Genomic DNA, 13,585 nt, shown 5'->3' with positions numbered 1-13,585 from the left:
AAATCTCCTTTTTTCTTAATATCGTCTTTCATTTCCGCTCATGAAGATTTTTTGCCGTCAAAATGATTTTTCTATCGTCCATTTGGACCTATCCTCTTGCCAATGTCAAGGCGAGCACAGTTTGTGCACCATGTTTTTTCAGCACTTTGGCCGCATGGCGTAAAGTAGAGCCGGTCGTATAAATATCGTCCAAGAGTAAAACCGTCTCGTTGGCAAGTGATGCCGGGTGTATCATATAAAATACTTCCGGCAAATGAATTCTTTCAATCCGTGACTTTTTCGATTGTTTTTCCGTATGGAAGCGGCCTAATAGCTCTTCCGCATGAAATCCTGCTTCTTCAACAAGTGCTTTTGCTTGGTTAAACCCCCGCTCCTGCAGACGTTCCTCACTCAAAGGAATGGGAACGATCTTGTCGGGAGCCATCCGCCGGATCTCATTCCGTATTTCTGAAGCAAAACAGCGCGCTAAATGATAATCCCCCCGATATTTAAAACGAGCCAGCCACTCTTTCATACCTTTATTATAATAAAACAGCGATACATTTTTTGTTAAAACGCTCCGCCAGTTCTCATCTTCCTCCCAGCGAACGCAATCCAAGCAGCAATGCGAGCGGGTCCATTCTGCGGGCCATTCTGAAAGCGGCCGCCCGCAAATGGAGCAGCAATCCCCACTGATTCGCTGAAATCGTTCTTGGCAATCCAGGCAAAGCGCAGGTTCTTCTTTTAATCGGAACACCGTCAGCCAAGAATATCGAGAAGATTGTTCTTTCCCGCAATATAGACAGTTCAATCAATCAACCCCCTTTTCTTCGCTTCCAGGTTCATCCGTTCAATATGTCGGATAGCTTTGATGATCTCTCTCGTAAGCCCGTAATGAAAAAACATGATTTCCCCATCGGGATAATCGGCGCTCCGACCCACCCGGCCGGAAATTTGCACAAGTGCGCTTTCATCAAAAATCATCTCTTCTGCTCCTACTACAGCTACATCAAGATTCGGAAACGTAACCCCTCGTTCTAAAATAGTTGTTGTCAACATAACAGGGATCTCTTTGCGGCGCATGCCTTCCACCTTTTCGATGCGGGCGGGGTCTTCAGCATGGACGGCTTCAATTCGGGAATGAAGCTTTTTAAATAAAGGAAGGGCATCGTTCATCATACGAACGCTGGGGAAGAAAAGAAGAACTTGCTTGTTTTTTGTCAAACGTTTTTGTGTCCAATCTTTCAGTTCTTTCGGAATACGACCTTTTATAAAGGATTTTTTCCAATTTCCTATCCAGCGTATTTTCGGAACGGGGAGAGGATGTCGATGATAACGGGCGGGTATGGAGACAAATTTTCTTTTTCCTTGCCGGCATTGCCGCTGCCATCTTTCATTGGGAGTGGCCGTTAAATAGATCATGGCCGAGGAAGGCTTACGCGATTTTTCCACCGCATATTGCAACGTGGGATCATAGGAATAAGGGAAGGCATCGACTTCGTCTACGATTACAACGTCAAACGCTTCTTTGTATCGATACAATTGATGAGTTGTGGATATGACAAGAGAGCCGTATTCATTTCGCTGCGGGCTTCCTCCGTACAACGCTGTAACAGGGACCGTGGGAAAAACTTTTTTCAGTCTTGGCGACAGTTCAAGAACAACATCTGTCCGCGGAGCAGCGATGCAGACACGGTCTCCTTTCTGAAGCGCGGCATTTATACCGTCAAAAAGAATTTCCGTTTTCCCTGCTCCGCAAACAGCCCAGACTAATAAGTCTTCCTTCTCTTCTACCGCGTTTTGAACAGCCCTAGCTGCCGTTAATTGTCCCTTGGATAATCGGCCGTCCCACTGAAGCAAATCGTGACTGGTAACGGAACGATGTGGCGGTCCTTTCCATGAAACTAAAGGAGTGCATTCTGATACACGGCCCATCATTATACAACAGCGGCAATAAAGGCAAAACTTCCGGCAACGGGCGCAAGGAAATGAGGCAAACATTTGGGGATCTCGATTTCCGCAGCGGACGCAAACATAATATCGGCCTTCTTTGCGAATACCGTCTTCCAATTGCAAATATCCGTTGTTTAAATGGTGTTGAATCAAATCTTGAGGAAAGGGAAGTTCTGAAAGCAGCAAATGGCGGCCGGATGTAAAAGATTGGACAGAAGAGGAAAAGCGGTTCATATTTCACCTCTATTCAAATGTATAAAGAGATCGTTTTACGGCTTAAGGGGCTAAGATAGACAGCAGCCCCCGTCAATTTTAGCCGAATAGAAAATGGTGCTTTGCTAGAATAGTTTTTTCGCCCAAGTCATTCCTAAAGCCCCTTCGCCAAGATGGGTGCCGATGACAGGACCGAAATAACTGATCTGGAATTCTGTTTCAGGATATTGATTCTTTAATTCTTCCATCCAGTCAGAAGCTTCCTGAGGGCGATTGGCATGGATTATAGCAGCTTGAAGCGGAATTCCTTTCTGATAGTCTTCGGAAAATAATTGTTCGATCCGTTTTAAAGCTCTTTTTTTCGTACGGATTTTTTCAAAAGGAACAATCACTTTGTTTTCAAAGTGGAGAAGAGGTTTTACTTGCAGCAAATTTCCCACAAACGCTTGAGCACCCGACAATCTCCCGCCTCGTTTTAAATGGTCAAGGTCGTCCACCATAAAATAAGCGCGGAGAGTAGCTTTCAATTCATCGAGTTTCTTCAGTATGTTTTGGGGCTCCATTCCTTCCCTTGCCATTCGGCTGGCAGCCATTACATAAAATCCTTGAGCAGCACAGCTGATTTCGGAATCATAAGAAAAAACTTCGAGTCCGTCGACCATTTTACCCGCAGCAACTGAAGTTTGATAAGTACCGCTTATCCCGCTGGAAAGAAGGATGCAAATAGCCGCATCATACTCTTTTGATAAATCTTCAAACAACTCTACAAACTGACCGATGGAGGGCTGAGAAGTTGTGGGAAGCTTCTGTTCATTCTGGACTTCTTCATAAAACTGTTCCGCCGTGATGTCCATTTCTTCTTTAAAAGACTCTCCGCCGATCACCACATTTAAAGGAATCATATAAATGTTCCATTCTTTTCGCAGCGTTTCCGGAATATACGATGTACTATCTGTTATAATCGCAGTTTTCATTTGAACACCTCCTATTAGTTTGTGTGCTGAACGGACGAACTTCATCCTGTGATGTCATCAGACAAATTACTTTTAGAAACCATCGTTTCCGACTGTCGTTTTATCAGTTGAACCGCAGTTGACCTACTCATTCCCTCTACTACTGTAATTATGGTTTTTATTTTACCAGAAAGCCAAAAGTTTTCATCTTTTTTTCAATAAACGTTCATGAAAACGTTTTATATTTTTCTTGACACCTTGTATATACATGAATACAATAAAAGTAAATCTTGTATATACAAATTAAAATTCTTCACCCGGTGAAGCAATCATTTCATAAGATTTTCAGTTTTCTTTCTTTCAATTTATTATTTTGGTCACTATTGTAAGCGATTACGGAGGGGAAAGAAATGAGTGAATATCGCGACTCGGTCCGGCAAATCATCGAAGCGGTCGGCGGCAAAGAAAATATCAACACTGGCACTCACTGCGTTACTCGTCTTCGTCTCGTTTTAAATGATGAAGAGAAAGTCGACAAAAAAAAGTTGGAAAATATTGATCTTGTAAAAGGTTCATTTTCGGCAAACGGCCAATTTCAAGTGGTAATTGGTCAAGGAATTGTAGATAAAGTATTCGATGTATTCGTTCAAGAAACCGGCATCGGAACTGCCACTAAAGAAGAGGTAAAAAATGCGGCAGCCCAAAAAATGAATCCGCTTCAACGTGCGATTAAAGTATTGGCGGATATTTTTATACCGATCCTTCCAGCGATCGTTACGGCCGGTCTCTTGATGGGGATTAACAATATTTTAACAGGACAAGATATTTTTTACAAAGGGAAATCCTTTATAGAGGTTCACCAAAATTGGGCCGATATCGCCAGCATGATTAACCTGATTGCCAATACGGCATTTACATTCTTGCCTGCATTAATCGGTTGGTCAGCCGTAAAGCGGTTTGGAGGCAGCCCTTTGCTCGGGATCGTACTAGGTTTAATGCTTGTTCACCCGGATTTGCTTAATGCCTGGGGCTATGCTGAAGCGAAAGCTAAAGGAGCCATCAAGTATTGGGATTTATTCGGATTGAAAGTTCAGCAAGTCGGTTATCAAGGACAAGTATTGCCGATTTTATTTGCTTCCTATTTACTGGCAAAAATCGAAGTATTTTTAAACAAGCGTGTTCATGATTCCATAAAGTTGCTGGTTGTGGCACCGGTCGCTTTGCTGATTACCGGGTTCGCCTCATTTATCATCATCGGTCCAATCACCTTCTGGCTTGGTAATGAAATTACGTCAGGGATTGTATGGATCTTTGACCACTTTGCATGGCTAGGCGGACTGATTTACGGAGGATTATACGCAGTGCTAGTCATAACGGGAATGCATCACACCTTCTTAGCCGTTGACTTGCAGTTGATCGGAACTACCGGAGGAACTTTCCTCTGGCCAATCCTCGCCCTTTCCAATATTTCCCAAGGATCAGCTGCGTTGGCGATGATGTTTCTGGCTAAGAAAAGCCAAAAACTGCGCGGTCTTTCCGGAACCGCAGCGCTATCCGCTTATTTAGGTATTACTGAACCAGCGATGTTTGGTGTGAACTTGCGGTATCGCTACCCATTTATTAGCGCCTTGATTGGATCAGCTATTGCGGGTATGATTCTCTCCATCGGCAAAGTGAATGCTTTTTCCGTCGGAGTTGGCGGTTTACCGGGGTTCCTTTCCATTAAACATGAATATTGGGGGACATTTTTCCTTGGAATCGGAATCGTGCTTGTAGTTCCATTTATTCTCACCGTCATTTTCAGTAAATTTTCTAAAGAAGAAATTTAATGGAAACATTAGGGGTCAGACGCTTTTAGCCTTGACCCCTCTCTGTTTTCAGCACTGAAAATGGACTAGTTAGTCAAATGGAAATATGTCTTCAGCAACTTCCCTTATGGTGACAGCATAAGCGAACATCATAAGGGGCCGCTCTGCTTCAACAGGCATTCAATTTCGGCTGCCACGCTCCCCCTCTCCCTTCACTTGATTTTTGGGAGATATGGATGATCTTACTGCAATGAACTCAATGGTATAGATGCCTGTTTTAGCTAATATTTTGCTGCATGGATTTTTTCACTTGATCAAGCAAAATGGTTACTAGCTTAAGAGCATTCTTAATCATGCTGATTCTCAATTCCATTACACCAAGAAAGGAGGAAACACAGGAAGCAATTTTGACAGATGCGGACCGTATCCCGCGTCTATTTTCGAAAAATGTTTCCTGTGCAACGAAGATGAAACAGCCATGGTGGAAAAAAGCCGTAGTATATCAAATTTATCCAAAAAGCTTTTATGACGCTTCCGGTGACGGAATTGGCGATATTAAAGGAATCACGGCCAAACTCGACTATTTAAAAACTCTGGGGATCGACTGTATTTGGATTACGCCTATTTATCAATCCCCCCAAAGGGATAATGGCTATGACATAAGCGATTATTATTCCATCGATGAAACGTACGGAACGATGGATGACTTTGACGAGCTTTTAAATGAAGCCCATAAACGGGGCATTAAGGTGATCATGGATATAGTTGTAAACCATACTTCTACAAAACATTCATGGTTTATTGAAGCTCGAAAATCGAAAGAAAGTCCGTACCGTGATTTTTATATTTGGAAAGACGCAAAAGAAACTGGAGAGCCCCCTACCAATTGGGAGTCAAAATTCGGAGGATCCGCTTGGCAATATGACGATGAGACAGGTCAATATTATTTGCATCTATTTGACGTGACACAAGCGGACTTAAACTGGGAAAACGAAACATTGCGCAAAAAACTGTACAAAATGATGCATTTTTGGCTCCAAAAAGGAGTCGATGGCTTCCGTCTAGATGTCATTAACTTGATTTCCAAAGACCGGCGCTTTCCGGACGATCCAGAAGGAGACGGTCGAAAATTTTATACCGACGGACCTCGCATTCATGAATATTTGCAAGAAATGAACCGTGAAGTGTTTTCCCAATACGACATCATGACAGTGGGTGAAATGTCCTCCACCACGATAGAAAATTGCATTCTTTATACACGTCCAGATCGCCGGGAATTAAATATGACGTTCAATTTTCATCATTTGAAAGTGGATTATCCAAACGGCGAAAAGTGGACAAAAGCAGAGTTTGATTTTCCACAATTAAAATCGATTCTGTCTACCTGGCAAACGAAAATGCAGGAAGGCGGAGGATGGAATGCTCTCTTTTGGTGCAATCACGACCAGCCCAGAATTGTCTCCCGTTATGGAGACGACGGACGCTATCGGGTGGAATCGGCCAAAATGCTTGCTACCACGATCCATATGATGCAAGGAACTCCTTATATTTATCAAGGAGAAGAAATCGGGATGACCAATCCTTATTTCTCCTCTATTGAAGAATATCGGGATGTGGAATCGCTGAATATGCACAAAATTTTGCTTGAACAAGGAAAAAGCGAAGCCGAAGTAATGGACATTCTCATGCAAAAGTCACGTGATAACTCCCGGACGCCTGTTCAATGGAACGATAAGGAAAACGCCGGGTTTACAACCGGAACTCCTTGGATCGGACTGGCTAAAAATTATAAAGAAATTAATGTAGAAAAGGCGCTTAAAGACCCCGATTCTATTTTCTATCACTATCAAAAATTAATTAAGCTTCGAAAAGAATATGATATCGTAACAGAAGGGGATTACCGGTTGATCTTAAAAGATCACCCTCAAATTTTCGCTTATCTGCGGACAGGAAAAAGTGGAGAGAAGCTGCTTGTTGTGAACAACTTTTTTGCAGAGGAAGCGACATTTGAAAAACCGGAATTTCTGGAGGAAGACTCCGGTAAAGTACTGATTTCTAACTACAAAGACACACCGGAGCATTTCCGCCAGCTCGTCCTGCGTCCGTACGAGTCTGTCGTATACTATATCCGCTAAAACATCGTGTTTCTTCCATTTGCTGCCGGAAAGCTCCGGCAGCATTTCATTCACAACACCATGCTCAAACTGATGCAGGACGGCCGTTGATTCTTCTTCTTGTAAAATAGAAAACCTCTTGGATCCAAAAGGAACAGAGAGCTTAGATCTTTTATGATAAAAAAAGAAAGGGCTGTCAATTCTTGCTCGATTGCATGCATGTATTTCGATGAAATATTGTAGCCGCAAAGATGCCCTTGCGCCTTTAGGAGATTGGCAGAATAGAGTGGCCAAACGAATCGCTTTTTCCTTTTCTTCATTCGCTAAATGATGAAAAGCTTTTTTGAACTCCATTTTATTTTTCTTTTTAAAAGTTCTGCTTTGATCCGTGGGCGTTTTTTGGTTGTTCCATCCTTTTCAGAGGATGATCACACTGGTCCTGATATGGTACAATGATCATCAGGTGATACTATGAGAAATAATAAATATAGGCAAATTTATCAAGAATTGGCAGATAAAATTCAAAACGGGGTTTATAAACCAATGGAAACGTTGCCATCGGAAAACGAACTTTGCGAATTGTACGACACTTCGAGAGAAACCATTCGAAAAGCCCTCAATTTGTTGGCACAGAACGGATTAATCCAAAAAATCCGCGGCAAAGGATCCATTGTGTTGGATACGCCAAAAATGAGCTTCCCGATTTCCGGCCTAGTGAGCTTCAAAGAACTTCAAGATTCTCTTTGGGGGGACTCCCGAACGATTGTGTACGATCTCGGACTTATTCATCCAGATCCATGGCTTTCAAGACAATTGAATGTTTCCGACAAAACAGAAGTATGGAAAGTCATTCGAGCTCGTGAAATTAAAGGCGAACGGGTGATATTGGATCGCGACTTTTTCATCAAACAATATGTCCCGCTGCTTACGAAAGAAATTTGTGAACACTCCATATACGAATATTTAGAAAATGAATTGGGATTGGCCATCAGTTTTGCCAAAAAAGAAATTGTGGTAGAGCCGTGCACTGAGGAAGATATCCGCTTTTTGGATATAAAAGATTACAATCACATTGTGGTGGTGAAAAACTATGTCTATTTGGAAGATGCGACTCTCTTCCAATATACCGAATCGCGTCACCGATTAGACAAATTTCGTTTCGTCGATTTCGCCCGCCGAAACAAGCATGGATGAATCATTATGTACCGCTTTAAAATGCTAAAGGGGTCAGACCCCATAGCCATCAAGTTAAGAATTTGATCTTTTTTCAGCGCCAAAAACATGGTATCCTTTCTAACGAAAATCATCGTTGGAAAGGATTATTTTTTGATGGCAAAAAAGATGAAGGCATGGATAAAAACGATTCGTCAACTCTTCTCCTATGAAGAACTGACTCGTCTGGCACGGAAAGTCGGATTCATTCAGCGGCAGCGTTCATTAACAGCGGAAGCCTTTCTGACGCTATGTGCTTGGGGAGACGGATCGCTCGCCTGTCAGTCGCTTCAGCGGTTGTGTGCCGATTTGGCGCTCTGGCATGATTGCTCTCTCTCGAATGAAGGACTGAATCAGCGGTTTACGCCTCGTGCCGTGGCGTTTTTAAAAGAGGTCTTTTTTACTCTCCTGATGCATCAACGTCCGGCACTCTCTTCCATCACCGAAACGTATCGCGCTTGTTTCACCCGTCTGCGGATCTTAGACTCTACCAGTTTTTTACTTCCGACCGACTATGGTGAGGACTATCAAGGTTCGGTTTCATCTGGCGCCAAAATCCAATTTGAGTATGAGCTGTTATCGGGAACCTGTCTTCAGCTGTGCGTCCAACAGGCCAATGATTCCGATGCCCGTTTTGCTTATCATACCCAGCACACGATTTTACCGAATGACCTTTGCATTCGGGATCTGGGGTTTTTTTCACTCGCCACGCTGGCGGAGATTGATGCTCGAGGTGCTTATTATATTACCCGGTTGCGTTCCGATATCAAAGTCTATATCAAGCAGGACGGGGAGTGGCACGAATGGGATTGGGAATCGATAGGAAATCGATTGGGCGAGGGGGAAGCCGTGGAAGTGGAACACGTGTATATCGGACACCAACGCCTGTATGTTCCGCGTCTGATTTTTCGCCGTCTCACGGCGGAAGAATGGGAAAAACGGCTGGCGTACGTGCGGAAAAAGGAAAAAAAGAAAGGGAAGGCGCTGTCACGCCAAACCCTTGAACAAAAGAAATATCACATCTTACTGACCAATTTACCACAAGAATCGTTTGATGCGCAACAAGTTTATGAGCTGTATTCGCTGCGCTGGCAAGTGGAGCTGTTATTTAAGGGCTGGAAATCCTTATTTGATCTTGACCGTGTCAAAAAGATGAAGAAGGAACGATTCGAATGCCACTTATATGGGACATTGATTGCCATTTTAGTCACGCAGACTCTTCTGTTCCAAGCCCGAAGGTATTGGCATCAACGGGAGGGAATCGAGATCAGTGAATGGAAAGCGCTTAATATCCTCCAATCGTATTGGCATCGGTTTCTTTTGCATCCCCAAGCGATGGAAACCGCCCTTCCATCTCTCCTGTCTCTGTTAAGGAAACACGCGAGGAAAGACCGAAGGAAAGGAGAGGAAACGGTATCGGATCTTTTAAAGAAATTGGGGATATGGTAGTGTGGGTCATGGATATAAATGCCAAATAACCCTCTTCTTGAGGGTTATTTGGCATGCCCAGCATTTGGTTTTCTCTTCATCCTTTGATTGATTTTTCGAACATGCGTATCATCCTAAAAAATTTTATACCGCTAACTTGACGGGTATGGGGTCAGACCCCATAGCCATCAAGTTAAGAATTTGATCTTTTTTCAGCGCCAAAAACATGGTATCCTTTCTAACGAAAATCATCGTTGGAAAGGATTATTTTTTGATGGAAAAAAAGATGAAGGCATGGATAAAAACGATTCGTCAACTCTTCTCCTATGAAGAACTGACTCGTCTGGCACGGAAAGTCGGATTCATTCAGCGGCAGCGTTCATTAACAGCGGAAGCCTTTCTGACGCTATGTGCTTGGGGAGACGGATCGCTCGCCTGTCAGTCGCTTCAGCGGTTGTGTGCCGATTTGGCGCTCTGGCATGATTGCTCTCTCTCGAATGAAGGACTGAATCAGCGGTTTACGCCTCGTGCCGTGGCGTTTTTAAAAGAGGTCTTTTTTACTCTCCTGATGCATCAACGTCCGGCACTCTCTTCCATCACCGAAACGTATCGCGCTTGTTTCACCCGTCTGCGGATCTTAGACTCTACCAGTTTTTTACTTCCGACCGACTATGGTGAGGACTATCAAGGTTCGGTTTCATCTGGCGCCAAAATCCAATTTGAGTATGAGCTGTTATCGGGAACCTGTCTTCAGCTGTGCGTCCAACAGGCCAATGATTCCGATGCCCGTTTTGCTTATCATACCCAGCACACGATTTTACCGAATGACCTTTGCATTCGGGATCTGGGGTTTTTTTCACTCGCCACGCTGGCGGAGATTGATGCTCGAGGTGCTTATTATATTACCCGGTTGCGTTCCGATATCAAAGTCTATATCAAGCAGGACGGGGAGTGGCACGAATGGGATTGGGAATCGATAGGAAATCGATTGGGCGAGGGGGAAGCCGTGGAAGTGGAACACGTGTATATCGGACACCAACGCCTGTATGTTCCGCGTCTGATTTTTCGCCGTCTCACGGCGGAAGAATGGGAAAAACGGCTGGCGTACGTGCGGAAAAAGGAAAAAAAGAAAGGGAAGGCGCTGTCACGCCAAACCCTTGAACAAAAGAAATATCACATCTTACTGACCAATTTACCACAAGAATCGTTTGATGCGCAACAAGTTTATGAGCTGTATTCGCTGCGCTGGCAAGTGGAGCTGTTATTTAAGGGCTGGAAATCCTTATTTGATCTTGACCGTGTCAAAAAGATGAAGAAGGAACGATTCGAATGCCACTTATATGGGACATTGATTGCCATTTTAGTCACGCAGACTCTTCTGTTCCAAGCCCGAAGGTATTGGCATCAACGGGAGGGAATCGAGATCAGTGAATGGAAAGCGCTTAATATCCTCCAATCGTATTGGCATCGGTTTCTTTTGCATCCCCAAGCGATGGAAACCGCCCTTCCATCTCTCCTGTCTCTGTTAAGGAAACACGCGAGGAAAGACCGAAGGAAAGGAGAGGAAACGGTATCGGATCTTTTAAAGAAATTGGGGATATGGTAGTGTGGGTCATGGATATAATTGCCAAATAACCCTCTTCTTGAGGGTTATTTGGCATGCCCAGCATTTGGTTTTCTCTTCATCCTTTGATTGATTTTTCGAACATGCGTATCATCCTAAAAAATTTTATACCGCTAACTTGACGGGTATGGGGTCAGACCCCCCCTAGCGTACTTCTACCCAACCTCTTTTAATGGCGGTTACGACTGCTTGTGTGCGGTCGTTCACATTCATTTTTTGCAAAATATTACTTACATGGTTTTTTACTGTTTTTTCGCTGATATACAGCGCTTCGCCTATTGCCCTGTTGCTTTTTCCGTCCGCCAGCAGCTGGAGAACTTCACATTCGCGTTTCGTTAATAAATGATAGGGGCGCCGCACTTCGCCTTGCTGAAAGCCTTTTTTTCGATCGCTGGAAGTGAGTCGACGATAGTCGGCGATCAAATTATGAGTAACTTTTGGATGCAAGTACGATCCACCCTCTGCCACGACTTTGACGGCTTCAATCAGAGCATCCGCATCCATTTCTTTCAAAAGATAGCCGCGTGCTCCTGATGTTAAAGCGTGCGCCACGTAATTTTCATCATCGTGAATGGATAAAATGATCACTTTCGTTTTCGGATAAGCATCCACCAATTGTTTCGTCGCCTCTACACCGTTTACGCCAGGCATATTAATATCCATCAAGACCACATCGGGTCTGTGTCTTTCAACAAGCTCAAGCACATCTGATCCGTCGTCTCCTTCAGCAACGATCTTAAAAGATTTTTCAAACTCTAATATTCGTTTTACTCCTTCACGGAATAATTGATGGTCATCGATTATGACAATCTTCGTTGCCATTGTTTCTCCTCCCTTATTATGTCAGCACTTTCTGCTTCTTAATACAATTTCTATTTGGACCAATTATTTCCTTGTTCATATTACCTATTCATCATTTATTTTTATAAATTCTTCTCAAATGTTTTACTTAAAGTATAGCTTAATCCCTTTCCATGGACATGAATCGGGACGCTTAACCTTACAACGGTCCCCTTTCCTGGTTTCGAATCAATGTTCAACTCACCTTCCAAAAGTTCCATTCTCTCTTTCATGCCAAGAATCCCAAACGAATTTGATTTGCGTTTATGAATGTCAAACCCTTGGCCATTGTCTTTAATGACCGCCAATACCTTCTCTTTCCCAATTTCCAGTTTCACGACAATTTCGCTGGCATTTGAATGCTTTAACGCATTTTGAACGGATTCTTGAATCAGGCGAAAAAGAGCAATTTCCAACTTTGAAGGGAGCCGTACTTCCAGCCCAATGTTTCGAAAGCGAATAGTCGTATTTCTTTGAATGGATCGATTATACTCCTCAAGAGTGCTTAAAAATTTATTCAGAGCCGGGACCAGGCCCAGATCATCAAGCGCCATTGGCCGCAAATCGTATATAATGCGTCGGACTTCATATAGCGCACTGCGAACCATGTTCTTTAAGTTGCGGATTTCTACAAGAGCTTCTTCCACTCCTCTTTCTTTGTACACTTTCTCGATCAAATCCGAGCGCATCAAGACATTGGCCATCATCTGGGCCGGACCATCATGGATTTCGCGTGAAAGCCGCTTTTTTTCTTCCTCTTGAGCCTCTAATATCCTAAGGCCAAACTCCTGCTTCAACTTCGCATCTTCAAGCGCTTGGCCAATTTGCTTCATGTCGCTGGTCAGATATTTCAAAACAACTGATATTTGAGCCACAAGATTGTCCGCTCTCTCAATCGTATTTTTCAAATTTTTAAGACGCCGTTCCAAATCATCGCGACGCTCCATCAGCTGTTTTGCCTTTTGTTTCGTCAGGATTAATTTCGTCTGTAAATCATGGGCATACTGATAAGCTTTTCGGATATCTTTTTCAGAATATGTATGAAAAAATTTGCTTACTTCCGAAAGCCTTCTTCTCGCTTGTTTAGTTTGATAATCAAGTTCTTCTTCTTGTTGAAGAGCTTGCTTTACTTCATCTTTGATCGCTTTTAGTTCCATCAATCCCGATTCTAAATCTTGCCGGCATCGTTCGCCGATTTCAAAGATTTCATTTTTGCTTTGATTGACTGTAGAAATCATTTTATCTAATATCTCATCTAGCTTTTCCGTTTTGATACCTCTTAATGACATAGAGAAGACCGTTACAGAAAACTTATAAAAAGTTATAATTTCCTACAACTTTTATGTTTCATTACTTCTTCATCGTGTCTGCTTTCACGTCTATCTATTAAACAGATCGCTACTTGCATTTGGTGTAACACTCCAAAGTCGTAAATTCCCGACTAACGAATCGGTACATGTC

10 protein-coding genes are annotated in these 13,585 nt (G+C 43.2%); 5 read left to right on the top strand and 5 right to left on the bottom strand.

Annotated elements, in window-relative coordinates; translation table 11 throughout:
- Positions 1–88: 88 nt before the first annotated feature.
- The 3 genes from N1I86_RS16365 to N1I86_RS16355 form a co-directional block, all read right to left on the bottom strand.
- Entirely contained in the window at positions 89–790 is a 702-nt protein-coding gene (locus N1I86_RS16365; protein ID WP_341097503.1) for a ComF family protein, read from the bottom strand.
- Positions 787–2,166, bottom strand: a complete 1,380-nt coding sequence (locus tag N1I86_RS16360) for a DEAD/DEAH box helicase (protein ID WP_004439674.1) — start codon at positions 2,164–2,166, stop codon at positions 787–789. Before N1I86_RS16360 ends, N1I86_RS16365 begins: the two co-directional genes overlap by 4 nt.
- Positions 2,167–2,270: 104 nt before the next feature.
- Complete coding sequence (locus tag N1I86_RS16355; RefSeq protein ID WP_327823894.1) at positions 2,271–3,119, bottom strand: DegV family protein; 849 nt, start codon at positions 3,117–3,119, stop codon at positions 2,271–2,273.
- 389 nt (positions 3,120–3,508) lie between these two features.
- Between N1I86_RS16355 and treP the strand changes: the two genes are divergently transcribed.
- From treP to N1I86_RS16330, 5 genes are all read left to right on the top strand, one after another.
- On the top strand, positions 3,509–4,927 hold the full coding sequence (gene treP, locus N1I86_RS16350; protein ID WP_341097499.1) for a PTS system trehalose-specific EIIBC component: 1,419 nt from the start codon (positions 3,509–3,511) through the stop codon (positions 4,925–4,927).
- A 446-nt stretch (positions 4,928–5,373) separates the two neighbouring features.
- Entirely contained in the window at positions 5,374–7,041 is a 1,668-nt protein-coding gene (treC, locus tag N1I86_RS16345) for an alpha,alpha-phosphotrehalase (protein WP_040341462.1), read from the top strand.
- Between the two features lie 450 nt (positions 7,042–7,491).
- The gene (gene treR, locus N1I86_RS16340; protein ID WP_341097497.1) at positions 7,492–8,214 is read left to right on the top strand and encodes a trehalose operon repressor; all 723 of its coding nucleotides are present in this window, start codon (positions 7,492–7,494) and stop codon (positions 8,212–8,214) included.
- Positions 8,215–8,349: 135 nt separating this feature from the next.
- Positions 8,350–9,681, top strand: a complete 1,332-nt coding sequence (locus N1I86_RS16335) for an IS4 family transposase (protein ID WP_003354357.1) — start codon at positions 8,350–8,352, stop codon at positions 9,679–9,681.
- 253 nt (positions 9,682–9,934) lie between these two features.
- Positions 9,935–11,266, top strand: coding sequence for an IS4 family transposase (locus N1I86_RS16330; RefSeq protein WP_341094487.1), 1,332 nt, complete (start codon positions 9,935–9,937; stop codon positions 11,264–11,266).
- A 162-nt stretch (positions 11,267–11,428) separates the two neighbouring features.
- On the opposite strand, the gene N1I86_RS16325 is transcribed toward N1I86_RS16330, so the two are convergent.
- Together N1I86_RS16325 and N1I86_RS16320 are read right to left on the bottom strand one after the other, a co-directional pair.
- Entirely contained in the window at positions 11,429–12,106 is a 678-nt protein-coding gene (locus N1I86_RS16325; RefSeq protein WP_004439660.1) for a response regulator, read from the bottom strand.
- A 101-nt stretch (positions 12,107–12,207) separates the two neighbouring features.
- Positions 12,208–13,413 (bottom strand): sensor histidine kinase, encoded by a 1,206-nt coding sequence (locus tag N1I86_RS16320; RefSeq protein WP_050807365.1) that lies wholly within the window; start codon positions 13,411–13,413, stop codon positions 12,208–12,210.
- Positions 13,414–13,585 lie beyond the last annotated feature (172 nt).

It is taken from the genome of Bacillus sp. FSL W8-0116, assembly GCF_038003825.1.
Classification (GTDB): Bacteria; Bacillota; Bacilli; order Bacillales; family DSM-4216; genus Bacillus_O; species Bacillus_O smithii.
This window is presented reverse-complemented; position numbering and strand designations above follow the sequence as displayed.

What these genes read in the sequence shown, in the direction of transcription:
- N1I86_RS16360 (WP_004439674.1), bottom strand. Translation starts at nt 2,166, where the DNA reads ATGAACCGCTTTTCCTCTTCTGTCCAATCTTTTACATCCGGCCGCCAT.
- treC (WP_040341462.1), top strand. Translation starts at nt 5,374, where the DNA reads ATGAAACAGCCATGGTGGAAAAAAGCCGTAGTATATCAAATTTATCCA.
- treR (WP_341097497.1), top strand. Translation starts at nt 7,492, where the DNA reads ATGAGAAATAATAAATATAGGCAAATTTATCAAGAATTGGCAGATAAA.
- N1I86_RS16325 (WP_004439660.1), bottom strand. Translation starts at nt 12,106, where the DNA reads ATGGCAACGAAGATTGTCATAATCGATGACCATCAATTATTCCGTGAA.
- N1I86_RS16320 (WP_050807365.1), bottom strand. Translation starts at nt 13,413, where the DNA reads ATGTCATTAAGAGGTATCAAAACGGAAAAGCTAGATGAGATATTAGAT.
- N1I86_RS16335 (WP_003354357.1), top strand. Translation starts at nt 8,350, where the DNA reads ATGGCAAAAAAGATGAAGGCATGGATAAAAACGATTCGTCAACTCTTC.
- N1I86_RS16330 (WP_341094487.1), top strand. Translation starts at nt 9,935, where the DNA reads ATGGAAAAAAAGATGAAGGCATGGATAAAAACGATTCGTCAACTCTTC.
- treP (WP_341097499.1), top strand. Translation starts at nt 3,509, where the DNA reads ATGAGTGAATATCGCGACTCGGTCCGGCAAATCATCGAAGCGGTCGGC.
- N1I86_RS16355 (WP_327823894.1), bottom strand. Translation starts at nt 3,119, where the DNA reads ATGAAAACTGCGATTATAACAGATAGTACATCGTATATTCCGGAAACG.